Source organism: Micromonospora mirobrigensis (assembly GCF_900091555.1).
GTDB classification, from domain to species: domain Bacteria; phylum Actinomycetota; class Actinomycetes; order Mycobacteriales; family Micromonosporaceae; genus Micromonospora; species Micromonospora mirobrigensis.
This window is the reverse complement of record NZ_FMCX01000001.1, coordinates 736,993-760,962: the sequence shown is the minus strand read 5'-3', so window position 1 is coordinate 760,962 and position 23,970 is coordinate 736,993. Positions and strand designations below refer to the sequence as shown.

Genomic DNA, 23,970 nt, shown 5'->3' with positions numbered 1-23,970 from the left:
CCCGGTCCCGTCCCCGAGTCGCCCTCAGGGGGCGAGCGCCAGGTAGCCGCGTTCGGCCGCCTCCTGGCGCAACCACTGCTCGCGGTACCAGCCCGGGGCGGCGGCCAGGTCGGCGTGCCGGCCCCGCTGCACCACCCGCCCGGCGTCCAGCACCACGATCTCGTCGAAGTCGGCCAGGCCGCTGAGCCGGTGGCTGATCAGCAGCACCGAGTGCCCGGCCGGGGTGGCGGCGAGCACCGAGGCGAGCACCGCGTCGGCCGCCGCCGGGTCGAGCCCCTCGGTCGGCTCGTCCAGCACCAGCACCCCGGGGGCGGCCAGCACCGCCCGGGCCAGGGCGAGTCGCTGTCGCTGCCCGCCGGAGAGCTGCCCGCCCTCCTCGCCGACCACGGTGTCCCAGCCGTGCGGCTGGTCGCGTACCCAGTCCAGCAGGCCGGCGGCCCGGGTGGCGGCGGTCAGCTCGTCGTCGGTCGCGCCGGGCCGTCCGAGCAGCAGGTTCTCCCGGACGGTGGCGTGGAAGACGTACGCCTCGGCGAGCAGGCCGCCGACCGCCCGGGGCAGCTGTTCCGCCGGCCGGTCGGCCAGGTCGACGCCGTCCAGGGTGATCCGTCCCCGCTCCGGGACGACCGTGCCGGTGACCACGGCGGTCAGGGTGCTCTTGCCGGCGCCGCTCGGCCCCACCACGGCCACCCGTCGGCCGGCCGGCAGGTCCAGGTCGAGCCGGTCCAGCGCCGGTGCCGCGTCGGCCCGGTACCGGACGGTCACCCCGGCCAGCCGGACCTGGTGCGACCCCTCGGCCAGGGCCGGAGCCGCATCGCCCGGGCCCGGTCCGGTGGCCGCCGGAGGGACGCCGGTGGCCTCGGGGGCGGTGAGCAGGGCGGCGACCCGGGTCAGGCCGGCGCCGAGCAGGGTGCGCTGCCGCGCGGCGGCGACCAGCGCCAGGGCGATCTCCACGGCGGCCAGCGTCCCCACGGCGAGCACGCCGACCAGCACCCCGCCCACGCCCGCGCGGAGCGCCACCAGCACCACCGCGCCGGCGGTGAGACCGGCCAGCAGCACCCCGACGGCGTCGACCGCGAAGCCGGCGGCGGCCAGCCGTCGTTCCAGCCGGGCCAGCTGCTCGGCCCGTCCCCGGGCGGCGGCCAGCGCCGTCCCGGTGGCCCCGAAGGCGGCCAGGTCGGCGGCGCCGTGGGTGAGGTCGATCGCGTCCACGGCGAGCGCCCCGCGCAGCGGCGCCACCTGGTCGGCGCTGCGCCGGGTCAGCCGGGTGGCGAGCAGCGGCAGGGCCACCCCGGCCGTCAGCAGCCCCACCGTCAGCACCCCCGCCGCCGGTACGGAGATCAGCGCCGCCCCACCGACGGCGAGCACCCCGACCAGCGCGGCGGCGGCGCCCGGCACGAGCACCCGCAGCAGCAGGTCCTGGACGGCCTCCACGTCGGAGACCAGCCGGCTCAGCGCGTCCCCGGAGCGTTGGGTGGCCGCGCCCCGGCCGGCGGCCAGGGTGGCGAAGACCCGGGCCCGGACGTCGGTGATCATGCGCAGGACCGCGTCGTGACCGGCCAGCCGTTCGGAGTAGCGGAACACGCCTCGGCTGATCGCCAGCGCCCGGACCGCGACGATGGCGACGGTCAGCCGGTCCAGCGGGGGTTGTCCGGCGGCGCTCATCAGCAGCCAGGTGGCGGTGGCCATCAGGGCCAGCCCGGCGAACTCGGTGGCGGCGGCGAGCAGCCCCGCGCCGACCAGCCGGCCCAGGTAGGGCCGGGCCAGCCGGAGCACCGCCCGCTCGGCGGAGGCCCGCCCGTTCACGCCTGCACCCCCGACGAGGAGGGGGTCAGCTCGGTGACCCGGCCGTCGGAGATCCGGATGATCCGGTCGGCGTCGGCGAGCAGCGCCGGCCGGTGCGCCACCAGCAGCGCCGTACGCCCGGCGACCAGCCGCCGGGTGGCGTCCAGCACGACCGCCTCGCTGGCGGTGTCCAGCCGCGCGGTGGGCTCGTCGAGCAGCACCAGCGGGGCGTCGCGCAGGAAGGCCCGGGCCAGCGCGACCCGCTGCCGCTGGCCGCTGGAGAGGCCGTGCCCCCGCTCGCCCAGCACCGTGCCCAGCCCGTCGGGCAGGGCGGCGACCACCTCGTCCAGCGCCGCGTCGCGGACCGCGCCGGCCAGCGCCGGCGCCGGGGTGTCCGGCGCGCCGAGGGTGATGTTGTCGGCCAGCGGGGCGGCGAAGAGGTGCGCCCGCTGCGGCACCCAGGCGACCTGCCGGCGCCAGTCGTCCGGGTCGACCGTCGCCAGGTCCACCCCGTCGACGGTGACCCGGCCGCTGGTCGGGGTGACGAAACCGAGGAGGAGGTTGAGCAGGGTGCTCTTGCCGGCGCCGCTGGGACCGATGACGGCGATCCGCTCGCCGGGGCGGATGGTCAGCGTGACGTCCCGCAGCGCGGTGGTCCGGTCGTACTCGACGGTCACCGCCTCGAAGCGGATCTCGCCGCGCCCGCCCGGGGCCGGGACCGGCCGACCGGCCGGGGCGGCCACCGGGCCGGCGGTGACGGTGAACGCCTCGTCCAGCGCGGCCAGCCCCTCCATGCTGGCGTGGAACCGGCTGCCGGCGGCCCGCAGCGGCAGATACGCCTCGGGGGTGAGCAGCAGCACCAGCAGCGCGGTGGAGAGGGTGATGCCGCCGCCGAGCAGGCGGATGCCGACCGGCACCGCGACCAGCGCCACCGAGAGGGTGGCGATCAGCTCCAGCACCAGTGCGGAGAGGAAGGCGATCCGCAGCGTCTTCATGGTGGCCTGCCGGTGCCCGTCGGCCATCCGGCGGACCACCTCCACCTGGCCGCGGGCCCGGCCGAAGGCGCGCAGGGTGGGCAGCCCGGCCACCATGTCGAGGAAGTGCCCGCCGAGCAGCGAGAGCCGGCGCCACTGCCGTTCGGTGGCGGCCTGGGCCTGCCAGCCGAGCAGGGCGCCGAAGACCGGGATCAGCGGAATGGTCAGCGCGATGATCAGCGCCGAGCTCCAGTCGGCGAACGCGATCCGGGCGAGCACCGCCAGCGGCACGGTGACGCTCAGCACGAGCTGCGGCAGGTAGCCGGTGAAGTAGGCGTCCAGCGCGTCCAGCCCGCGCCCGGTCAGCGTGGCGAGCTGCCCGGCGCGCTGCCCGGCCACCCAGGTCGGGCCGTGCGCGCCGACCGCGCCGAGCAGCTCGACCCGCAGCGCCGCCTTCACGGTCGCCGCGACCCGGGCGGCGACCGTGCCCTGCGCCCAGGTGACGGCCGACCGGGCGGCCACCGCGGCGAGGAAACCGGCCAGCGCCGGCCGGTCCAGCCGGCCGTCGACCGCCGTGGCCAGCAGCGCCGCCAGCGCGGTCGCCTGCGCCACGACCAGCAGCGCCGTCACCCCGCCCAGCAGGGCGAGCACGGCGAGGTCGCGCCGGGCCGCGGGGACCCGGCGCAGCAGACGCGGGTCGAACGGGCGGCGGTTCACCAGTACACCGGTGCCCTACCGTCGATCCGTCCCCGGAAAATCCACCAGCACATCGCCTGAAAGCCTAGTAGGGCCGGGACGAGGGGCAGCGTCAGCCAGCCCAGCAGGGACAGGGTGGGCGCGCTGGCCGCCGCGTCGGCCACGGCCAGCCCGGTGACCGGGTCGGTCCCGGAGACCAGCGCCCAGGGCCACCGGGCCGCTCCGACCAGCGCCACCGGCAGCGCCAGCGCCGCCGAGGTGGCCGCGAAGGCCAGGCCGGGCCGCCGCCGGGCGAGCGCCACCCGCGCCCCCAGCAGCGCCGTGACCAGCAACGACATCAGGAGTACGGCCACCAGTGGCTGCTGCGCGCCGACGCGTACCCGGTCGGAGAGCAGGCCCACGACGGTGGCCGCGCCGACCGCGGCGAGCGCCACCGGGATCAGCCGGCGGGCCAGCCGGGCGGCGGTGGCGCCGTCCGGCTCGGGCAGCCGCAGCGTGAGGAAGGTCGCACCGTGCGCCGCCACCAGCGCCACCATGGCCAGCCCGGCGGCGGCGACGAACGGGGTGAACAGGTGGGTCACCCCGGCGGCGTGCCCGGCCGCCGACATCGGCAGCCCCTGGAGCAGCCCGGCAAGCAGCGAGCCCCAGCCGAGCGCGGCGAGCGCGCTGCCGGCGACCACCACCCGGTCCCACCGGCTCCGGGCGCGGTCCCCGTCGGGGCGGCTGCGCAGCTGCACCCCGGCGGTCACCAGGACCACCCCGGCCAGGGCGCCCAGCACGGCCGGGTAGTACCCGGAGAGCAGTTCGCCCTCCAGCACCGGGAACGCCCCGAACAGGATCCCGACGGCGGCCACCAGCCAGACCTCGTTGCCGAGGAAGAACGGGCCGAGCGCGGTCAGGGCGGCGCGGCGGGCGGCGGGGGAGCCACCCCGGGCGAGCAGCAGGCCGACGCCGTAGTCGTAGCCGCCGAGCACCAGGTAGGTGGCGAAGAAGAGGCCGAGCAGGGCGTACCAGGCGAGCTCCACGGGGATCTCCCTCAGGCGAGAACGGGTTGGCGGGGGAAGTCGTCGCTCTCCGGCGCGGGCGGGCGGCCCAGCGCCGGGTCGTGCGCGCCGCGGGCGGCGTGCCGGGCGAGCAGCACCCAGTTGGTGACGGCGAGCGCGCCGAGCAGCAGGCCGAATCCGACCAGCGAGGTGAGCATCAGGCCGGCGTCGACGTCGGAGACGGCCCGCGAGTTGGGCAGCAGCCCGTACGCCGCCCAGGGCTGGCGGCCCACCTCCCGGGCGATCCAGCCGAGGAGCACCGCGACGAACGGCAACGGCAGGGCGAACAGGATCAGCCAGAGCGGGAAGCGCAGCCGGATCACCGCGTCCCGCCAGAGCAGCGGGAGCAGCAGCCAGACGCAGCCCAGGGTGAGGCCGATCAGGATCATGAAGCCCAGCCCGACGCTGGAGAGCACCGGCGGGGTCCAGTCGCCGGGCCCGAACCGGGCGGTCCACTCGGCGACCAGCGCGTCCCGCCCGGGGCCGCCGCCGAACTTGGTGGGCTGCACCTGCCCCACCGGCCCGAACTGGGCGAAGCCGAACCCCTGGACGGCGGCGATCGCCAGCGCCGCGACGACCAGGCCGATCCGCAGCGAGGTGCGGAACAGCGCGAAGTCGGGGGTACGCCGGATCAGGTGCCGGGCGCTCACCGCGGCCATCAGCATCCCGCCGGTGAGCAGCGACGCGGCGAGCACGTGCCCGAATGCCATGCCGAGGGTGGGGTTGGTGAGCAGGGCGCCGAAGTCGGTGAGGTGGGCGACCCCGTCGCGCAGCTCGTAGCCGACCGGGTTCTGGAGCCAGGAGTTCGCCACCATGATCCAGAACGCCGAGGCGTACGCGGTGATCGCCACGCCCCAGAGCAGCGCGAGGTGCAGCCCGCGGCGCAGCCGGTGCCAGCCGAAGATCCACATGCCGAGGAACGTGGACTCCAGGAAGAACGCCAGCAGGGTCTCGATGGCGAGCGGGGCGCCGAAGACGTTGCCCACGTAGCGCGACAGCCCGCTCCAGTTCAGGCCGAACTGGAACTCCATGACGATGCCGGTGGCGATGCCGAGCACGTAGTTGATCACGTAGAGCTGGCCCCAGAACCGGGTGAGCCGCTCCCACTTCGGGTCGCCGGTCAGGAACCCGGCCGTCTGCATCCCGACCAGCAGGGTGACCAGGCCGAGGGTGACCACCACGAACAGGAAGTGGATCGAGGTGGTGGTGGCGAACTGAAGGCGCGCGAGGAGCAGGGTGTCCATGACCGCTCTCCAAGGGTTGGCTCGCTTGTCGTAGCGAGCCTACACGTAGATTGCCTACCTATCCGGACCGGTTTCGTCGCGGTCCCGCGTGACGGCGGAATCAGTTCAGGAAGAGCGAGATCGGCAGGGCGACCAGGGTGGTCGCCACGGCCAGCGCGGCCGCGCCGATCAGCCGCGGCGGCCGGTCGGCGACCAGCAGCCGCTGCACCCGTACGTCCAGGTCGCGGTCGCCGACCCCGAGCGCGCCCGCCGGGGTGATCCGGTCCCCGCAGGCCGCGAAGCGGCGCAGCGCACCGGCCAGCGACGCCTCGGCGTGCAGCTCCCGGGCCTTGTCGTCGGCCCGCATCTCGACCAGCAGGGCGACCCGCTCGTACGCCTCGGCGACCCAGCGGAACCAGGGCAGCGCCCGGCGCAGCGCGGTGAACGGCAGCAGCACCAGGTCGTGCCGCTCCTGCGCGTGCGCCCGCTCGTGGGTGAGCACCGCCGCCAGCTCGGCCGGGTCCAGCAGGCTCAACGTGCCGGCGCTGACCACGACCCGGGGGCGCACCCCCGGCAGGCAGTACGCCGCCGCGCTGGGGTGGTCGAGCACCAGCGCCCCGGGTGCCGTCGGGTCCCGCCGGGCGACCAGGGTCAACAGATCCCGGTGCCGCCGCTGGGCCCGGACGCTCGCGTGGATGCTGCGCACGGTCGTGGTGACCAGCACCGCCCCGATGCCGAAGCCGACCCCCACGCCGGCCAGGTGCGCCGCGCCCAGCCCCGCCGGCAGGGTGCCGTGGGCCAGGTCGTTGACCAGGGCCAGCAGGGCACCGCCGGTCGGTCGGTCGTACGCGGCCAGCCCGAGCGCCATCGGCAGCCCCATCGCGGAGAGGCCGAGCGCCAGCCCGACCGCCTGCCAGCAGACGATCGCGACGCGTGGGGCACGCCAGGTCCAGGTGGACCGGGCCAGGACCTGCGCGGTGAGATAGCAGGCCAGCATCGACACGGCGAAGTGCACGGCGTAGGCCATGGCTGCCGCCCTACCGGCCCGTCGCCTCGTCGGTGCGGCGCGGCCGGCCGGCCCGCGGGTCCTCCACCCGGTCGGTCAGCGGCTGGCCGGTCAACCCGGCCTCCGCGCCGAGCGCCGTCCGCAGCACCTCCGCCTCGGTGCCGGTCACCGACCGGGCGAAGCGGACCAGCGCCGCGTCCCGGCTGCCGCCCAGGTCGAGGGCGTCGAGCATGAGCTGGGCGATGTGCGCCTCCCGGCTGGCGGCGGCCCGGTAACGCCAGGCCCGCCCCTCCCGCTGGCGCTGCACCATGCCCTTGCCGGCGAGCCGGTCCAGCACGGTCATCACCGTGGTGTACGCCAGCTCGCGCCCGTCCAGGGCGTCGGCGACCTCCCGCACGGTCACCCCGTCCGACGTGGCGGGGACCGAGTCCCACAACACGTCCATCACCGCACGCTCAAGATCGCCCAACCGAGTCACGCCCCCAATCCTACCCCCCGTAGTAGAACTCTTCTCAGAGCAGGACCACTGAGCTGACCCCCCCCACGCGGACCGTGACCGGAACGGGTTTCCGGGGGAGCCCGCCCACGCAGGGATCAAGCCTGACCGCCCGGAGGGGGCGGGCTCCCCCGGAACCTCGACAGTGAGCCGCGATCACACCCCCTTGGGGTGCCAGACCGTCTTCGTCTCCAGCAGGGTGGTCATCCGGGTGATGCCCGGATCCGTGGTCCAGTCGTGGTCGGCCGGCGCCGGCCGGAGCACCCGCTTGAGGTTCTCGGCCGCCTTGATCTCCAGGTCGGCGGCCAGCTCGGCGTCGGTCACCCCGGTCAGGTCGATCGCGTTGACGTCCATGTGGCTCGCCAACGTCGGCGCCGTCTCGGTCAGCCTGCCGGTGAGGATGTTGACCACCCCGCCGGGCAGGTCCGAGGTGGCCAGCACCTCGGCCAGGGTCACCGCCGCCAGCGGGGCCGCCGGGGAGGCGGCGACCACCACGGTGTTGCCGGTGACGATCGCCGGGGCGATCACGCTGACCAGGCCGAGCAGCGCGGGCTGCTCCGGGGCCACCACGCCCACCACGCCGGTCGGCTCGGGCGAAGAGAGGTTGAAGTACGGGCCGGCGACCGGGTTCGCGCCGCCGTACACCTGGGTGAGCTTGTCGGCCCAGCCGGCGTACCAGACCCAGCGGTCGATCGCCGCGTCCACCTCGTCGGCGGGCACGCCCAGCGCGACGAACTGCTCGCGCCGGCCCTCCAGTATCTCGGCGACCCGGTAGAGGATCTGACCCCGGTTGTACGCGGTCGCCCCGGCCCAGCCCTTGACGGCGGCCCGGGCGGCGACGACGGCGTCCCGCGCGTCCTTACGGGAGGCCAGGGAGACATTCGCGTCCTGCACGAGATACGACCGTCCCGACTCGCTGCGCGGGAACTTCCCGCCGATGAAGAGCTTGTACGTCTTGCGTACCGCGACCCGCTCAGACATTGAGGTAGCCCTCCAGCCCGTGCCGGCCGCCCTCGCGACCGTAGCCCGACTCCTTGTAGCCGCCGAACGGCGAGGTGGGGTCGAACTTGTTGAACGTGTTGGCCCAGACCACGCCGGCGCGGAGCCGGTCGGCCATCCAGAGGATCCGGGAACCCTTGTCGGTCCAGATTCCCGCAGACAGCCCGTACGGCGTGTTGTTGGCCTTCTCGACGGCCTCGGCGGGCGTGCGGAAGGTGAGCACCGACAGCACCGGCCCGAAGATCTCCTCGCGGGCGATCCGGTGCGCCTGGGTGACCCCGGTGAAGATGGTCGGCGCGAACCAGAAGCCCCGCTCGGGCAGCTCGCAGGCGGGCGACCAGCGCTCGGCGCCCTCGGCGGAGCCGGCGTCGGAGAGCTCCCTGATCCGGGCCAGCTGGGCGGCCGAGTTGATCGCGCCGATGTCGGTGTTCTTGTCCAGCGGGTCGCCGACCCGCAGCTGCGCCATCCGGCGCTTGAGTGACTCGAGCACCTGCTCGGCGACGTTCTCCTGGATCAGCAGCCGGGAGCCGGCGCAGCAGACGTGGCCCTGGTTGAAGAAGATGCCGTTGACGATGCCCTCGACGGCCTGGTCGACCGGGGCGTCGTCGAAGACGATGTTGGCGGCCTTGCCGCCCAGCTCCAGGGTGAGCTTCTTGCGGGTGCCGGCGATCGAGCGGGCGATGGCCCGGCCGACCTCGGTGGAGCCGGTGAAGGCGACCTTGTCGACGTCCGCGTGCTCGACCAGGGCGCGGCCGGTGTCGCCGGCGCCGGTGACGATGTTGACCACACCGGCCGGCAGGTCGGCCTGCTGGCAGATCTCGGCGAAGAGCAGCGCGGTCAGCGGGGTGGTCTCGGCGGGCTTGAGCACCACCGTGTTGCCTGCCGCGAGGGCCGGGGCGATCTTCCAGGCCAGCATGAGCAGCGGGAAGTTCCACGGGATGACCTGCGCGGCCACGCCGATCGGCTGCGGGTCGGGGCCGAACCCGGCGTGCGGAAGCTTGTCGGCCCAGCCGGCGTAGTAGAAGAAGTGCGCGGCGACCAGCGGCAGGTCGACGTCCCGGGACTCCCGGATCGGCTTGCCGTTGTCCAGCGACTCCAGCACGGCCAGCTCGCGGGAGCGCTCCTGGATGATCCGGGCGATCCGGAACAGGTACTTCGCCCGGTCCCGGCCCGGCATCGGACCCCAGACCTGCTCGTACGCCCGGCGGGCGGCGCGCACCGCACGGTCGACGTCCCCGGCGCCGGCCTCGGCGACCTCGGCGAGCACCTCCTCGGAGGCCGGGTTGATCGACTTGAAGCTGCCGCCGTCGGTCGGGTCGACGAACTCGCCGTCGACGAAGAGCCCGTACGAGGGCTTGAGGTCCACCACCGAGCGGGACTCGGGGGCGGGGGCGTATTCGAAGATCACGCTCAGTCCAGGGTGAAGTAGTCGGGACCGGCGTAGACGCCGGTCGTCAGCTTGGTGCGCTGCATGAGCAGGTCGTTGAGCAGGCTGGACGCGCCGAACCGGAACCAGTCCGGGTCCAGCCAGTCCGCACCGGCGGTCTCGTTGACCATGACCAGGTACTTGATGGCGTCCTTGGTGGTCTTGATCCCGCCGGCCGGCTTCACGCCGACCTGCCGCCCGGTGGCGGCGCGGAAGTCGCGGACCGCCTCCAGCATCACCAGGGTCACCGGCAGGGTCGCCGCGACCGGCACCTTGCCGGTGGAGGTCTTGATGAAGTCGCCGCCGGCCAGCATGGCCAGCCAGGAGGCCCGGCGCACGTTGTCGTAGGTGGCCAGCTCGCCGGTCTCCAGGATCACCTTGAGGTGGGCGTCCCCACACGCGGACCTGGTGGCCACGATCTCGTCGTAGACCTCCTGGTAGCGACCGGCCAGGAACGCGCCCCGGTTGATCACCATGTCGATCTCGTCGGCGCCGGCCTCGACGGCCGCCCGGACGTCCGCCAGCTTGATCTCCAGCGGGGCCTGGCCGGAGGGGAACGAGGTCGCCACGCTGGCCAGGTGCACGGCGCTGCCCCGCAGCACCTCGGCCACGTACGGGACCATCGCCGGGTAGACGCAGACCGCGCCGACGTGTGGGCAGGACGGGTCGGCCGGGTCGGGGCGCAGCGCCTTGGCGGCCAGCGCCCGCACCTTGCCGGGCGTGTCCGCCCCCTCCAGGGTGGTCAGGTCGACCATCCGGATGGCCAGGTCGATCGCCTGCGCCTTGGCCGTGGTCTTGATGGAGCGGGTGCCGAGCTGTGCCGCCCGCTGCTCCGCGCCGACCTGGTCCACGCCCGGCAGGCCGTGCAGGAAGGTCCGCAGAGCGGTCTCGGATCGTCCCAGCTCGGAGAGGTCCGACCGGGCCGACGTCGCTGTCGCCGTCATGCCCCGAATACTACGCACCCGCGAGTCGAGTGATCTTGGTCACGACGAGCCGGTCGTGAGCGCCACACGTGAGCGGCGTCGCTGGTCGGCCAGCACCCGCCGTGCGACGCGGCCGGGACCGGTAGGTTGAGCGATCGTGGACGTACACGTCATTGACCACCCGCTCGCCCAGGCGCGGCTGACCGCCATGCGGGACGCCCGGACCGACTCGCCGTCGTTCCGGGCGGCGCTGCGCGAACTCACCACCATGCTGGTGTACGAGGCCGCGCGCTCCTTCCCCATCGAGAAGTACTCGATCCAGACCCCGGTCACCGCCACCGAGGGCACCCGACTGGCGAACCCGCCGCTGCTGGTCCCGGTGCTCCGGGCCGGGCTCGGCATGGCCGACGCCGCGCTCGGGCTGCTGCCCGAGTCGTCGATGGGCTTCGTGGGCCTGGCCCGCGACGAGGAGACGTACGAGCCGCGCGCGTACATGGAGTCGCTGCCCCGCGACCTGGCTGGCCTGCCGGTGCTGGTGCTCGACCCGATGCTGGCCACCGGCGGCTCGCTGGAGCACTGCTGCCGGCTGCTGGCCGACCGCGGTTGCACCGACATCACCGTGCTCTGCGTGCTGGCCGCCCCGGTCGGCATCGAGCGGCTGGAGCGCTCCGGCCTGCCGTTGCGCCTGGTCACCGCGTCGATCGACGAGGGCCTGAACGACAAGATGTTCATCGTTCCCGGCCTGGGTGACGCCGGGGACCGACAGTTCGGCGGCATGCCCCGCTTCTGACCCCACCCCGAGGGCGGCGCGTTGTGGCCCGGGGCGTGCGCGCAGGCGCTACCGTCTCGGGCCATGACTGGTGTCGCGCTCGCCGAAGAGCTGCTCCTCCTCGCCTACGACGACGAATCCGGCAAGGCGACCATGCCCCGGATCAGCCTCGACCTGGGCATGGCCGCGGCCGTGCTGGTCGAGCTGGCCCTGGCCAACCGGATCGCCTACGCCGCCGGCAACCTGGCGGTGACCGACCCGACACCGACGGGTGAGCCGGTCACCGACGAGGTGCTCGCCAAGATCGCCGCGGACACCCCGCACACCCCCTCCTCCTGGGTGCAGCGGCTCCGGCACGGCCTGCGCGACCGGATCCTCGGCGACCTGGTCGACCGGGGCGTGGTCCGGGACGTCGACGAGACCGAGCTGGGCTTCATCCACGTGCACCGCTACCCGTCGACCGACCCGTCGGTCGAGGCCGACATTCGGCACCGGCTGGCCGCCGCGCTGACCAGCGGGCAGCTCCCCGACGAGCGGACCGCCGCGCTGGCCACCCTGGTCGCCGTGCTGCGGATGGAGCCGACGCTGCACCTGGCCGGCGCGGAGGCCGCCGGCGTGCACCGCCGCCTGGAGGAGATCGCCGGCGGCGCCGGCTTCTCCGGCAACGTCAGCCTGGACGACAGCGTCGTGCGCCCCTCGGTCGGCCTCGTCGTGGCCGCCCTCGCCCACGCCATCGACCAGGCCCTCGGCAAGCGCGCCTGATCCGTTCCCGCCGGCCGCCGGTGCCCGGCCGGCCGATGGATGCGCTACGCACCGTATCGCCGGCACCCTGCTCACCGAGCGTGCTGGCTGACCGGCCCTCGGAGACATCCCGGCCCGCCTTTGCTCTGCTGCCCCATTCGCAACACCGGGACTGAACTGGGCAGACGCACCGCCCTATCTCGTTTCTCCCGGTCACTTTCCGTGGCTGTTGCGTGGGGTGCAGCAGAGCAAAGGGGCCGGGCAGGCCTGTTGGGATCGAGGGGCCCGCGACGCTGCGTGGTCGCTTGTTGCGCGTCGCGGGCCGGGGCGGCGGTGGCGCGGGCGTGGGTCAGAGGCCGAGCAGGGCGGCGATCTCGGCGCGGAGGGCGGCGACCGCGGCCTGGGCGCGGGTGCGGGCCGCCGGGACGTCGCCGTCCGCGACCGGCTCCACCACCTCCAGGTACGCCTTGAGCTTCGGCTCGGTGCCGGAGGGGCGGATCACCGCCCGGGCCCCCGCCGTCCGCAGGATCACCACGTCGGAGTCCGGCAGCAGGTCCCGAGCCTCGGCGAGCGGCTGCCCCAGCAGGACGGCCGGGGTGGCCGCCCGGACCCGGCTCATCATCTCGCCGATCAGCCGCAGGTCGTCGACCCGGACCGAGAGCTGGTCGGTGTGGTGCACGCCGAACTCGGCGGCCAACTCGTCCAGCCGGTCGGTCAGGGTGCGCCCCTGCGCCTTCAGCCCGGCGGCCAGCTCGGCGACGGTCAGCGCGGCGGTGATGCCGTCCTTGTCGCGTACGTGCTCCGGGGCGACGCAGTAGCCCAGCGCCTCCTCGTAGCCGAAGACCAGCGGCTGCGCCCCGCCACCGGCCCGGACGATCCACTTGAACCCGGTCAGCGTCTCGTCGTACGGCAGGTCGCGGGCGGCGCACATGGCGCGCAGCAGGGACGACGACACGATGGTGGTGGCGTACAGGCCGCCGACCCCGCGCCGCATCAGGTGGTCGGCGAGCAGCGCGCCCACCTCGTCACCGCGCAGCATCCGCCACGAGTCGCCCTCCCGGACGGCCACCGCGCAGCGGTCCGCGTCGGGGTCGTTGGCGATGGCGAGGTCCGCGCCGATCCGGTCGGCGAGCGCGACCAGCCGGTCCACCGCACCCGGCTCCTCCGGGTTGGGGAAGGAGACCGTCGGGAACTCCGGATCCGGCTCGGCCTGGTCGGGCACCACGCCGGGGACCGGGAAGCCGGCCCGGGCGAAGGCGGCGGTCAGCACGGCCGCACCCACCCCGTGCAGCGGGGTGTACGCCACGGCGAGGTCCCGGGGCCCGTCCGGCGCGACCACCGCCGCGGCCCGGTCGACGTACGAGACGACCAGGTCGTCGCCGAGCACCTGACCGGGCGGGCCGAGCGGCACCTCGGCCAGCGGGCCGACCGCGCGGATGGCGGACTCGATCCCGGCGTCGGCCGGCGGCACGATCTGAGCCCCCGCGCCCAGCTCGCCGCCGAGCCGGGCGCCCAGGTAGACCTTGTAGCCGTTGTCCTGCGGCGGGTTGTGGCTGGCCGTGACCATCACGCCGGCCGCCGCGTCGAGGTGCCGCACCGCGTACGCCAGGACCGGGGTGGGCAGCGGGCGGGGCAGCAGCAGCGCGGGCCGCCCGGCGCCGGTGGCGACCTGGGCGGTGCGCTCGGCGAACTCCCGGGAACCGTGCCGGGCGTCGTACCCGATCACCAGCGGTCCGGTGGCGCCCTGGGCCGCGAGCCAGCCGACCAGCCCGGCCGCGGCCTGGGTGACCACGGCGAGGTTCATGCCGTTCGGTCCGGCGCGCAGCGGGCCGCGCAACCCGGCGGTGCCGAAGGTCAGCGGGCCGGCGAACCGGTCGGCCAGCTCCGGGCCGCTGTCCGGCAGTCGGCCGAGCACCGCCCGCAGCTCGTCCCGGCTGGCCGGGTCGGGGTCGTCGTCGAGCCAACGCCGGGCCTGCTCGCGAAGGTCGTCGATGTCAGTGGTGTCCGCCGTCATGCCTCTTGATAGCACGACGGCGGATCACCACCGGTCGTCACCCCGGGTCAGTTCGCCCCGGTGAGCTGGAAGGACTTCGCCATCGAGTCGAAGATCGGCTTGCTCTGGGCGAACTTCGGGTCGTTGGTGGAGAGGTAGAACGAGTACGCCTTGCCGTCGCGCACCAGCCCGCGCCAGATGCCGTGCCGCATGGTCGGGCCGGTGCCGCAGGTGTACTCCAGCTGGGCGGCCGGCTGGCCGGCGAGCTGCTGGTCGGTGATCGACACCTCGTTGTACGGCTTCACGCAGGACTTGTTCTTGGTCCGCAGGTTGCGGGAGGCGCTCTCCGCCCAGGCGGTCGGGTTGCCGCCGCCCCAGTCCTCGGCGATGATCCGGACCTTCCGCTTGCTGTCGGCCGGGTCGATGAAGTCGACGTAGAGACCGCCGGTGTGCCGCTCCCAGCCCTTGGGGACCTTCACCGTCACACCCTTGACCGTCTGCTCCTGCATCTCGATCCCCGGGTCGACCGGGTCCTGCTCGATCGGGATCGCCGCCGGCGGGGTGGCCGGCTTGTCGTCACCGCCGCCGAGCAGCGCGATCGCCCCGATCAGCAGCAGCACTAGGCCGGCGGCCGCGCCGAGCTGGACCTTGCGCGGCCAGCCCCTGACCGTGGTGACCAGCCGCCCGCCGGTGGCCTTCAGCCGGTCGGCGGTGCCGCCGCCACCGGCCGCCGGCGCGGTCGCCGGTGAGGTCCACGGCTGGCCGGTGCCCGGCACCGACCACTGGTTGCCGGCGTACCCGCCGGGCACCCGCTGGGTGGCGTCGGCCTGGCCGGCGGCGAAGTGCGGGGCGCCGCCCGGCTGGCGGGTGGCCATCGCCTGGGTGGCGTCGGCGCGTCCGGCGCCGAAGCGCTGGGTCGGGTCGGCCTGGCCCGCCCCGAAGCGCTGGGTGGCCTCCGCCGCCCCCGCCCCGAAGCGCTGGGTCGCCTCGGCCTGCCCGGCGCCGAAGCGCTGGGTGGCCTCGGCCTGGTCGCTCGGCGGCGGCATCGCGCCGGTCGGCGTGTGCAGCGGGCCGGCGAGCGCGTCGGCGCTGGTGTCGTCCAGGGCGGCGCCGCCGGTCGGCGCAGGGGTGGGCCGCTCACCGCGGCGCAGCGACGCCAACCGGTCGGTCAGCGACTCGCCGGGGCCGATCATCGCCCGGCCACCGATCTGGCCGGTGGGCTTCGGCTCCGGGGCGGCGGGCGCGGGCGGCGGCGTGGTGGGCCGCTGTACCGGCACCACCGAGTACGGGTCGGTGACCGAGTTGACCGCGGTCGCGTTGCTGGTCAGCGGGCCGGCCAGCAGCTCGCGGAGCATCGCCCGGGCGGTGTGCACGTCGAGCCGGCGGGCCGGGTCCTTCTCCAGCAGTCCCATCAGGACCGGGGTGAGCGGACCGCTGCGCTGCGGGGTGGCCGGCGGGTCCTCGACCACCGCGTGCATGGTCTCGATCGGGTCGCCCTTGTCGAACGGGGGACGACCCTCGACTGCGGTGAAAAGCGTCACACCGAGCGAGAAGAGGTCGCTCGGCGGCCCGAACTCGTGACCCATCGCCCGTTCCGGGGAGATGAAGTGCGGCGAGCCGAGCACCATGCCCGGGGTGGTCAGCTGCACGTCGGTGGGCATCCGGGCCACGCCGAAGTCGGTCAGCACGCAGCGGCCGTCGGAGCAGATCAGCACGTTGGCCGGCTTGACGTCGCGGTGCAGCACGCCGATCGCGTGCGCCACCTCCAGCGCGCCGAGCAGGGCGATGCCGATCTTGGCCACCGGCCGGGGCGCCACCGGACCGTCCTCGATCACCATGTCGGCGAGGCTGCGCGCGTCCAGCAGCTCCATCACGATCCACGGCCGGCCGCCCTCGGTGACCACGTCGTACACCTGGACCACGGCCGGGTGCTGGATCGCGGCGGCGGCGCGCGCCTCGCGCAGGGTGCGTTCGTACATCGCGTCGCGGTCGCTCGGGGCCAGCCCGGGGGGAAGGACGACCTCCTTGACCGCCACGTCCCGGCGGAGCAGGGTGTCTGTCGCACGCCAGACCGTGCCCATGCCGCCGTTGCCCACCGCGGACCGCAGCGCGTAGCGCCCACCGATGGTGGTGCCGGGTGCCGCACGTCCGTTGGGAGGACTGACCTGTCCGCCGCTCCACGTCGGGATCTGAGTCACTGAAAAGCCACCGGGGGATATCGAGGGGGCTGGGACACAACCCCCCTATCTTGCTGGTTCCGACGCCCGATGCGAAACCCGACGCGGCGTGCCGTTGTCGACGGCGACCATCCGTGCCCGGGGGTTCACCTGGCGTCGAGGTCGATGTGGTGTGCGGTATCCCTCACCCGTCGATGCCCCGCGGCGTCCTACCATCCGGGGATGAGCGAACGGTCGAGCGAGTCCGGTTTCCCGATCAAGGGCGTCTACACGGCGGCCGACCTGCCCGAGGAGCTGGATTCCCGGCTGGGCGCGCCGGGCGAGTTCCCGTACACCCGGGGCGTCTACCCCACCATGTACACCTCCCGGCCGTGGACCATGCGGCAGTACGCGGGCTTCGGCACCGCCACCGAGTCCAACGCGCGCTACCACCAGTTGTTGCGGGCCGGGACCATGGGCCTGTCGGTCGCCTTCGACCTGCCCACCCAGATGGGGTACGACTCCGACGACCCGATCGCGCACGGCGAGGTGGGCAAGGTGGGCGTCGCCATCGACTCCATCGAGGACATGCGGCTGCTCTTCGCCGGCATCCCGCTGGACAAGGTCTCCACCTCGATGACGATCAACGCCCCCGGCTCGGTGCTGCTCCTGCTCTACCAACTGGTGGCCGAGGAGAACGGCGTGCCGGGCGCGGCGCTCAACGGCACCATCCAGAACGACATCCTCAAGGAGTACATCGCCCGGGGGACGTACATCTTCCCGCCGAAGCCGTCGCTGCGGTTGGTGGCCGACACCTTCGCGTACTGCCGCAAGGAGGTGCCGAAGTGGAACACCATCTCCATCTCCGGCTACCACATGGCGGAGGCCGGCGCGACGCCCGCGCAGGAGATCGCGTTCACCCTGGCCAACGGCGTGGAGTACGTCCGGGCGGCGCTGGAGGCCGGGCTCGCGGTGGACGACTTCGCGCCCCGGCTGTCGTTCTTCTTCGTCGCCCGCACCACCCTGCTGGAGGAGGTCGCGAAGTTCCGCGCCGCCCGGCGGATCTGGGCCCGGGTGATGCGCGACGACTTCGGCGCCAAGGATCCGAAGTCGATGATGCTGCGGTTCCACACCCAGACCGCCGGCGTGCAGCTCACCGCCCAGCAGCCCGAGGTGAACCTGGTCCGGGTGGCGATCCAGGGGCTCGGCGCGGTGCTCGGCGGCACCCAGTCGCTGCACACCAACAGCTTCGACGAGGCGATCGCGCTGCCCACCGAGAAGGCGGCCCGGCTGGCGCTGCGTACCCAGCAGGTGCTGGCGTACGAGACGGACCTGACCGCCACGGTGGACCCGTTCGCCGGGTCGTACGTGGTGGAGGCGATGACCGCCGAGCTGGAGTCGGCGGCGGTGGAGCTGATGGACCGGGTCGGTGACCACGGTTCGGCGGTGGACGCCATCGAGGCCGGTTTCCAGAAGCGGGAGATCGAGCAGTCGGCGTACCGGATCGCCCAGGAGATCGACTCGGGCGAGCGGGTGGTGGTCGGGTTGAACCGGTTCGCCGTCGACGAGGAGGAGCCCTACGAGCCGCTGCGGGTGGACCCCTCGATCGAGGCGGCGCAGGGGCAGCGGTTGGCGAAGCTGCGCGCCGAGCGGGACGACGCCGCGGTGCGGCACGCCCTGGCCGAGCTGCGGGCCGCCGCCGAGGGCGACGCCAACCTGCTCTATCCGATGAAGGAGGCGCTGCGGGCCCGGGCCACCGTCGGCGAGGTCTGCGGCACCCTGCGCGACACCTGGGGCGTCTACCGCCCCTCCGACCGTTTCTGACCGGTCCCGCCACGCCCCGTTCCCGGTTCCCGACCAGGGGCGGGGCGTACGCGTGGGAAAGCCGGGTACCGGTTTCCCGGGTACCGCGACGGGTTTCCGGGTACCCCGATCGGGTGAACGGGGGACGGACAGCGTGTCCGGTCGAGCGCTGCGCGCCCATGTCACCGTCGGGAGTCGCGCGACAGCTCGGTGTGTTGTCGGTGAATTGTCCGAGTGGCAGTTAATTGATGCGACCAATGCGACAATTCGCCTCAGCGGCGCTGTCGCCGTCGGGGAATTCGTGACCGGCCCGCCCGGTCACCCGCTGTAGGAGGTGTGGGGCAGATGACGGCGTTCGACCGCGATCCACCTGCTGTCCCGCAGATTTTTGAGCGCTCCGAGCAGGTGCCGGGTGACGCTTCGCGCTCCGACCGCTACCGAAGTGATGTTGCGCAGCGTCACCGTCGGAGGTCTAGGCTGTCTGCTGTCCTGCCGGAAGATCCATCCACCACTAGTGATCGAGAATTCGACGTGACGAGTGCGTTGACGCTGCCCACGGGTGGCCAGCTGGTGTCGTCCCGGCCGGAGGCGCCGGCCGGTTCCCAGCCCCTGCCCTTCGAGCTCGACCACCTGCTCGCCCTCCGGGTGCCGGGCCTGATCGCCACCCGGCGTCACATCCACTCGCATCCCGAACTCTCCGGCGAGGAGTACGAGACCGCCGCCCTGATCGCCCGGGAGCTCTCCCTGGCCGGGCTCACCCCCCGGATGCTGCCCAAGGGCAACGGGGTCATCTGCGACATCGACGGCCGCCCGGACGGGCCGGTGATCGCGCTCCGCGCCGACATCGACGCGCTGCCGCTGACCGATTCCAAGGACGTGCCGTACCGGTCCACGGTGGAGGGCGTCTGCCACGCCTGCGGTCACGACGTGCACACCGCGGTGATGCTCGGCGTCGGCATGCTGCTGGCCCAGCTCGCCGACGCCGGTCAGCTCGACGGCCGGGTCCGGCTGATCTTCCAGCCCGCCGAGGAGATCCTGCCCTGCGGCTCGCTGGAGGTGATCGAGGCCGGCGGCCTCGACGACGTGTTGCAGATCTTCGCCCTGCACTGCGACCCCAACCAGCCGGTCGGCAAGGTCGGCCTGCGGGTCGGGCCGATCACCGCCGCCGCCGACAACGTGACCGTACGACTCACCGGCCCGGGTGGGCACACCGCCCGTCCACACCTGACCGTCGACCTGGTCGACGCGCTCGGCCGGCTGATCACCGAGGTGCCGGCGCTGGTGAGCCGCCGGGTGCCGGCCAACAGCGGCCTGCTGCTGGTCTTCGGCCACGCCTCGGCCGGCACCCGCTACAACGTCATCCCCTCCGAGGCGTGCGCCTCCGGCACCCTGCGGGTGATGGACCGGGACACCTGGGAGCAGGCGCCGAAGATCGTCGCGCAGGTGGTCCGGGACGTGATCGCCCCGACCGGCGCGACCGTCGACCTGGAATACCTGCGCGGCCGGCCACCGGTCTGCAACGACGCCCGGGCCATCCAGGTGCTCACCGCGGCGACCGCCGCCGCGCTCGGCCCGGAGGGCATCGCCGAGACCCCGCAGAGCATGGGCGGCGAGGACTTCTCCTGGTATCTCGAGCACGTCCCGGGCGCCCTGGCGCGGCTCGGCGTCGGCCGCTCCGGCCCCAACGTCGACCTGCACCGGGCCTCGTTCGACGTGGACGAGCGGGCGATCCCGGCCGGCGTACGCGTCATGGTGCAGACCGCGTTGCGGGCGCTGGCCGCGGCACGCTAGCCGGACGCGGCGCGGCGGCGGGCCGATTGGGGCAGACTGCGTCGAGGACGACAGGATTCTCCTGATCGAGGAGTCATCATGCAGCTGACCAAGTACGCCCACTCCTGCCTGCGGATCGAGCACGACGGGGGAGTGCTGGTCATCGACCCCGGCACGTTCAGCGACCCGGTGTCGCTCGACGGGGCCGACGCCGTGCTGATCACCCACGAACACCCCGACCACGTCGACGTCGAGGCGGTACGCCGACAGCTGGACCGCCGGCCGTTCGTCATCCACGGCCCCGCCTCGCTGGCCGGCGTGCTGGGCGACGCGGCGTCCGCGCTCAGCCCGGTGGAGCCGGGCGCGTCGTTCACCGCGGCGGGCGTGCCGATCCGGGCGTACGGCGGCCGGCACGCGGTCATCCACCCGGACATCCCGGTGATCGACAACCTGGGCTACCTCGTCGACGACGTGGTCTACCACCCGGGCGACTCCCTGGTGGTCCCCGAGGACGTCCAGATCGACACGCTCTTCGCGCCGATCCACGCGCCCTGGTCGAAGTTCTCCGAGGTGGTCGACTTCATCCGGGCGGTCGCCCCCCGCCGGGTCTACGCCCTGCACGACGGGCTGCTCAACGACCGTGGCTACGCCGTGCTGGACCGGCAGTACGCGGCGCTGTCCCGCAGCGACTACCAGCGGCTCGCCCCGGGCACCACGCTGGACGTCTGAGGCGATGCCCGGCCCGCCCCGCGAGCTGGTCGAACGCCTCTACGGCCTGCCGCCCGACCGGTTCGTCGCCGCCCGGGACGAGGCCGTCGCCGAGGCCCGCCGGGCCGGTGACCGGGCGGCCGCCCGGCAGATCGCCGGGCTGCGCCGCCCCACCGTGGCGGCCTGGCTGGTCAACCTGCTGGCGCTGCGCCGGCCGGAGCTGGTGGCCGACCTGGTGGAACTCTCCGGCGCGCTGCGCTCGGCGCAACGGGAGCTGCGCGGCCCACGGCTGCGGGAGCTCTCCGGCCAGCGCCGGGCGGTGGTCGCCGCCCTCGTCGCCGAGGTGCGCAAACTGGCCGCCGCCGAGGGCGCCCCGGCCGGGAAGCTGCCGCTGGCGGAGGTGGAGGCGACGTTGAACGCGGCGCTCTCCGACGCCGACGTCGCCGAGCAGGTCCGCTCCGGGCGGCTGCTCCGGGCGGCCAGCTACGCCGGCTTCGGCGAGGTGCCCCGCCCCCAGCTGCGGCTGGTCACCGGCGGCGAGGAGGAGGAGCCGGCCGTCGACGGAGGCACCCGGGCCGGGCAGGCCGTCCCGGAACGCGGCACCGGTGCCGGCGCGGGCGGCGGCACCCGGGCGGATCGGGAGGCGGTGGGCGGCAGCACCCGGGCCGATCGGGAGGCGGCTGGTCGCGGCACCCGGGCCGAGCGGGAGGCGGCGGCGCGGGCCGAGCGGGAGGCGGCGCGGGCCGAACGCGCCGCTGCGGCGGAACGCGCCGAACGGGCCCGGCAGCGCCGGGCGCTGGAGCGCGAGCTGGCGAAGGCGCGTACCGCCCTCGACCGGGCGGGCGACGAGCTGACCGACGCGACCACCACCGAACGGGAGAGCGCCGAGGCGCTTGCCGACATCGAGGCGGAGCTGGCCGAGCTGGAACGCCGGCGGGCCGCCGCCGAGCAGGAGCTGAGCCGGGCGAAGCTGGCCCGCCGGGGCGCCGAACGCGGCGTCGCGGCGGCCCGCCGGCGCGCCGGTGAGGTGGAGGGCGCCCTGGAGGAGCTGGCGGCCGAAGAGGGGACTGACGGCGACCGCGCCGACCGGGCAGACTGATCACGATGAATGCATTCCGTGGGTGGGCGGCCGGGTGACGCCGGAGCAGGTCGCCGCCGCCAGCAAGCCGACCGTGCTGGAGCTCGGTGACGTGTTCAGCCGCTGCCCGGGCACGCTGCGCCGGGCCCGGCTGCTCGGCATCTCCGGGTGGGCCTTCTACGTCACCGGCCGGGCGGGGGCGCTCGGCGACGTGCGGGCCGAGACGGTGGCCGCCGCGCTCGGCTTCATCGCCCCCGACGCGGTGGCCGACGGCTGGGACGCGGCGGCGCGTACGGTGCGGCCGATCGAGGTGGCGGCGGCGAACCTGGCGGAGTGCTGCCGCTGGGGTGGGCAGCAGCTCGGTCCGCTGCCGGGGGTGGCCCGGCTGGCCGAGCTGCTGCACCGGGTCGTCGGGGCCGCCGACGCGACCGGGATGCCGCTGTTCGCCGCGTGGCGGGCCATGCCGGTGCCCGAGGACGGGCCGGGGGCCCGGGCGGCCGTGGGTCTGCTGCTGCTGCGCGAGCACTTCGCCGGGGCGTACCTGCTGGCGGTGCGGGCCGGGGGGATGAGCCCGGTGGAGGCGGTACTGGCCGGTCCGGAGGGGGCGGCCGGGGCCGCGGCCTGCGGCTGGCCGCCGCCGTACCCGCCGGTGGGGCCGCTGGTCCGGCGCCGGCTCTGGGCGGAGGCGGTGACCGACCGGCTGACCTCGGCCGCGTTCCGGTCGCTGGGCCCGGGCGAGCGGGTCGAGCTGCTGGAACTGCTGACCACCATCCGGGGACAGCTGCGTCGCCCCGGCCCGGCCGGTTGACCGGGCCGGGGGCGGAAAATCGGCGGCGCGAGACGCGTGCGGCTGTCAGGATCACGGCCGTGACGCTCCCCGCCGGCTGGACCGCCCGCCGCCCCACCCTGGACGACGTGCCGGCGATCCTGGCGGTGGTGCACGCCGCCGACACGTACGCGATCGGGTTCCCGGACTTCTCCGCCGAGGACGTGGTGGGCTCCCTGACCGCGCCGCACACCGACCCGGCGGCGGACTGCTGGCTCGGCCTGGACCCCGACGGCACCGTGGTGGCCTGGGCGACCATGGACAACCCGACCGGCGTGGGGCGGGAGTTCGTCGAGGTGTACGTGGACCCGGAGCGCGGCCAGCAGCTGCGCGGGCCGCTGCTGCACCGGCAGCTGGCCCGGGTCGCCGAGCGGGCCGCCGAGCGCGGGCTGCCGTCGCTCACCGTCCGCTGCGCCGCCTACCCGCCGGAGCAGCGGTGGCGGGAGGTCCTGCGCGACGCCGGCTTCGGCTTCGCCAAGCGGTACGTGCGGATGAGCCGACCGCTGCCCGCCGACCCGCCCGCCACCCCGCCCGGCGTGCGGGTCCGGCCGGTCCGCCCGGCCGACGAGGCCGAGCTGCGCACCTTCCACCGGATCTACCAGACCGCCTTCGCCGACACGCTCGACCACGACCCCCGCGACTTCACCACCTGGCGGGACCGGATCGAGCCGGCCCCGGCCTGGGAGGAGTGGTTCGTCGCCGAGGTGGACGGCGAGCCGGCTGGCGTCCTGCGCTCCTCCGACCAGGGCGCCGACCGCAACGAGGGCTGGGTCAAGAACCTGGCCGTGCTGCCCGGGCAGCGGCGTCGCGGAGTGGGCGCCGCGCTGCTCGGGCACGCCTTCGCCGCGTACGCGGCCAAGGGGCGGGCCACCGCCGGCCTCGGCGTGGACCTGGCCAACCCGACCGCCGCGCTGTCGCTCTACCGCTCGGTGGGGCTGCGGGAGACCCTGGCGGTCGACATGTACGAGCTGGTCGTGCCGGCCGGTGTGTGATGCGCGACGCCACCGGGGGTCGGCGGCCGGCCGGCCGGGGCGGCGGAGCAGACTGGTCGGGTGGGATACGCGCTACGTCGTCGCGGTGCCGGTGGGGCGGGACCGCAGCTCGGTGACGTAGTCGTCCGGCGCGCCCGCCTTCTGCGCGGCGTTCGCGATCTCCGACAGATACCACGCGGTGGGCAGCCCGCCCTCGTACCCGTCGAAGACGTACACCCAGGCCGTCACGTCCCCGTCGAGCGTCGAGACGCGGACGGTGATCTTGCGGTACGTCCCGGCGGTCACGCCCTCGATCTCGTCGAGCTGGGCGGCGTCGTACGGGTGGATGTCGTAGAGCGCCACGAAGACCCGGTCGCCCGGGGACTCGACGACGGTGCTGACCGAGCCCTCCCAGCCGATGACGTCCTCGCCCGCGAAGGTGAGCCGCCAGCCCTCCAGCCAGCCGGTGCCCACCATCGGCGAGTGCGGGCAGTAGGCGCGCATCCGGGCGGGATCGAGGTTTGAGCCGTAGGCGGCGTAATGACGCACGGCGATGACGATAGCCCGGCGGACGGGTGGGGGAGAAT

The 23,970-nt window shown here is 74.5% G+C and carries 20 protein-coding genes; 8 read left to right on the top strand and 12 right to left on the bottom strand.

Translation table 11 applies throughout. The features are described 5' to 3' along the window. Positions 1–24 precede the first annotated feature (24 nt). The 9 genes from cydC to deoC form a co-directional block, all read right to left on the bottom strand. Positions 25–1,803, bottom strand: coding sequence for a thiol reductant ABC exporter subunit CydC (cydC, locus tag GA0070564_RS03565; protein ID WP_091602354.1), 1,779 nt, complete (start codon positions 1,801–1,803; stop codon positions 25–27). Next, positions 1,800–3,473 carry a thiol reductant ABC exporter subunit CydD gene (gene cydD / locus GA0070564_RS03560; RefSeq protein ID WP_091602351.1) on the bottom strand — a complete coding sequence of 558 codons (1,674 nt, stop codon included), beginning with the start codon at positions 3,471–3,473 and terminating at the stop codon, positions 1,800–1,802. The genes cydC and cydD overlap by 4 nt, the downstream gene beginning before the upstream one ends. Further along, the gene (locus GA0070564_RS03555) at positions 3,470–4,477 is read right to left on the bottom strand and encodes a cytochrome d ubiquinol oxidase subunit II (protein ID WP_091602348.1); all 1,008 of its coding nucleotides are present in this window, start codon (positions 4,475–4,477) and stop codon (positions 3,470–3,472) included. Before GA0070564_RS03555 ends, cydD begins: the two co-directional genes overlap by 4 nt. Positions 4,478–4,488: 11 nt before the next feature. Continuing rightward, the gene (locus GA0070564_RS03550) at positions 4,489–5,739 is read right to left on the bottom strand and encodes a cytochrome ubiquinol oxidase subunit I (protein ID WP_091602345.1); all 1,251 of its coding nucleotides are present in this window, start codon (positions 5,737–5,739) and stop codon (positions 4,489–4,491) included. A gap of 100 nt (positions 5,740–5,839) precedes the next feature. After that, positions 5,840–6,745, bottom strand: a complete 906-nt coding sequence (locus tag GA0070564_RS03545) for a M56 family metallopeptidase (RefSeq protein ID WP_091602342.1) — start codon at positions 6,743–6,745, stop codon at positions 5,840–5,842. 10 nt (positions 6,746–6,755) lie between these two features. Next, positions 6,756–7,202 (bottom strand): BlaI/MecI/CopY family transcriptional regulator, encoded by a 447-nt coding sequence (locus GA0070564_RS03540; protein WP_091602338.1) that lies wholly within the window; start codon positions 7,200–7,202, stop codon positions 6,756–6,758. Positions 7,203–7,376: 174 nt separating this feature from the next. After that, positions 7,377–8,201 carry an aldehyde dehydrogenase family protein gene (locus GA0070564_RS03535; protein WP_091602335.1) on the bottom strand — a complete coding sequence of 275 codons (825 nt, stop codon included), beginning with the start codon at positions 8,199–8,201 and terminating at the stop codon, positions 7,377–7,379. Beyond that, a complete protein-coding gene (locus tag GA0070564_RS03530; RefSeq protein ID WP_091604507.1) occupies positions 8,194–9,624 on the bottom strand; it encodes an aldehyde dehydrogenase family protein in 1,431 nt (476 codons plus the stop codon). The genes GA0070564_RS03535 and GA0070564_RS03530 overlap by 8 nt, the downstream gene beginning before the upstream one ends. Positions 9,625–9,629: 5 nt before the next feature. Further along, positions 9,630–10,589, bottom strand: coding sequence for a deoxyribose-phosphate aldolase (gene deoC / locus GA0070564_RS03525; protein ID WP_091602333.1), 960 nt, complete (start codon positions 10,587–10,589; stop codon positions 9,630–9,632). A 136-nt stretch (positions 10,590–10,725) separates the two neighbouring features. On the opposite strand from deoC, the gene upp reads away from it, so the two are divergent. Both upp and GA0070564_RS03515 read left to right on the top strand, forming a co-directional pair. Beyond that, positions 10,726–11,358, top strand: coding sequence for a uracil phosphoribosyltransferase (gene upp / locus GA0070564_RS03520; RefSeq protein ID WP_091602330.1), 633 nt, complete (start codon positions 10,726–10,728; stop codon positions 11,356–11,358). A 63-nt stretch (positions 11,359–11,421) separates the two neighbouring features. After that, a complete protein-coding gene (locus tag GA0070564_RS03515; RefSeq protein ID WP_091602327.1) occupies positions 11,422–12,099 on the top strand; it encodes a GOLPH3/VPS74 family protein in 678 nt (225 codons plus the stop codon). A gap of 328 nt (positions 12,100–12,427) precedes the next feature. Here the strand turns inward: GA0070564_RS03515 and GA0070564_RS03510 are convergent, their stop codons facing one another. After that, complete coding sequence (locus tag GA0070564_RS03510) at positions 12,428–14,092, bottom strand: phospho-sugar mutase (RefSeq protein ID WP_091602325.1); 1,665 nt, start codon at positions 14,090–14,092, stop codon at positions 12,428–12,430. Between the two features lie 47 nt (positions 14,093–14,139). Then, on the bottom strand, positions 14,140–16,269 hold the full coding sequence (locus tag GA0070564_RS03505) for a serine/threonine-protein kinase (protein WP_091602323.1): 2,130 nt from the start codon (positions 16,267–16,269) through the stop codon (positions 14,140–14,142). 201 nt (positions 16,270–16,470) lie between these two features. Here GA0070564_RS03505 and GA0070564_RS03500 point away from each other — a divergent pair, with 201 nt between their 5' ends. From GA0070564_RS03500 to GA0070564_RS03475, 6 genes are all read left to right on the top strand, one after another. Continuing rightward, positions 16,471–18,051 carry an acyl-CoA mutase large subunit family protein gene (locus GA0070564_RS03500; protein ID WP_091602321.1) on the top strand — a complete coding sequence of 527 codons (1,581 nt, stop codon included), beginning with the start codon at positions 16,471–16,473 and terminating at the stop codon, positions 18,049–18,051. A gap of 510 nt (positions 18,052–18,561) precedes the next feature. Further along, positions 18,562–19,821 carry an amidohydrolase gene (locus GA0070564_RS03495; RefSeq protein ID WP_091602318.1) on the top strand — a complete coding sequence of 420 codons (1,260 nt, stop codon included), beginning with the start codon at positions 18,562–18,564 and terminating at the stop codon, positions 19,819–19,821. Between the two features lie 78 nt (positions 19,822–19,899). After that, positions 19,900–20,529 carry an MBL fold metallo-hydrolase gene (locus tag GA0070564_RS03490; RefSeq protein WP_091602315.1) on the top strand — a complete coding sequence of 210 codons (630 nt, stop codon included), beginning with the start codon at positions 19,900–19,902 and terminating at the stop codon, positions 20,527–20,529. A 4-nt stretch (positions 20,530–20,533) separates the two neighbouring features. Further along, positions 20,534–21,607 (top strand): hypothetical protein, encoded by a 1,074-nt coding sequence (locus tag GA0070564_RS03485; protein ID WP_091602311.1) that lies wholly within the window; start codon positions 20,534–20,536, stop codon positions 21,605–21,607. A gap of 34 nt (positions 21,608–21,641) precedes the next feature. After that, the gene (locus tag GA0070564_RS03480; protein ID WP_091604505.1) at positions 21,642–22,394 is read left to right on the top strand and encodes an SCO6745 family protein; all 753 of its coding nucleotides are present in this window, start codon (positions 21,642–21,644) and stop codon (positions 22,392–22,394) included. Positions 22,395–22,453: 59 nt separating this feature from the next. Continuing rightward, a complete protein-coding gene (locus GA0070564_RS03475) occupies positions 22,454–23,404 on the top strand; it encodes a GNAT family N-acetyltransferase (protein WP_091602309.1) in 951 nt (316 codons plus the stop codon). A 72-nt stretch (positions 23,405–23,476) separates the two neighbouring features. Here the strand turns inward: GA0070564_RS03475 and GA0070564_RS03470 are convergent, their stop codons facing one another. Then, entirely contained in the window at positions 23,477–23,932 is a 456-nt protein-coding gene (locus GA0070564_RS03470; protein ID WP_091602307.1) for a gamma-glutamylcyclotransferase, read from the bottom strand. Between the last annotated feature and the right edge of the window lie 38 nt (positions 23,933–23,970).

Bases quoted from the DNA above. Each gene is read 5' to 3' on its own strand.
- GA0070564_RS03485 (WP_091602311.1), top strand. From the start codon at position 20,534: ATGCCCGGCCCGCCCCGCGAGCTGGTCGAACGCCTCTACGGCCTGCCG.
- GA0070564_RS03535 (WP_091602335.1), bottom strand. From the start codon at position 8,201: ATGTCTGAGCGGGTCGCGGTACGCAAGACGTACAAGCTCTTCATCGGC.
- GA0070564_RS03515 (WP_091602327.1), top strand. From the start codon at position 11,422: ATGACTGGTGTCGCGCTCGCCGAAGAGCTGCTCCTCCTCGCCTACGAC.
- GA0070564_RS03545 (WP_091602342.1), bottom strand. From the start codon at position 6,745: ATGGCCTACGCCGTGCACTTCGCCGTGTCGATGCTGGCCTGCTATCTC.
- deoC (WP_091602333.1), bottom strand. From the start codon at position 10,589: ATGACGGCGACAGCGACGTCGGCCCGGTCGGACCTCTCCGAGCTGGGA.
- GA0070564_RS03490 (WP_091602315.1), top strand. From the start codon at position 19,900: ATGCAGCTGACCAAGTACGCCCACTCCTGCCTGCGGATCGAGCACGAC.
- GA0070564_RS03510 (WP_091602325.1), bottom strand. From the start codon at position 14,092: ATGACGGCGGACACCACTGACATCGACGACCTTCGCGAGCAGGCCCGG.
- GA0070564_RS03500 (WP_091602321.1), top strand. From the start codon at position 16,471: ATGAGCGAACGGTCGAGCGAGTCCGGTTTCCCGATCAAGGGCGTCTAC.
- GA0070564_RS03550 (WP_091602345.1), bottom strand. From the start codon at position 5,739: ATGGACACCCTGCTCCTCGCGCGCCTTCAGTTCGCCACCACCACCTCG.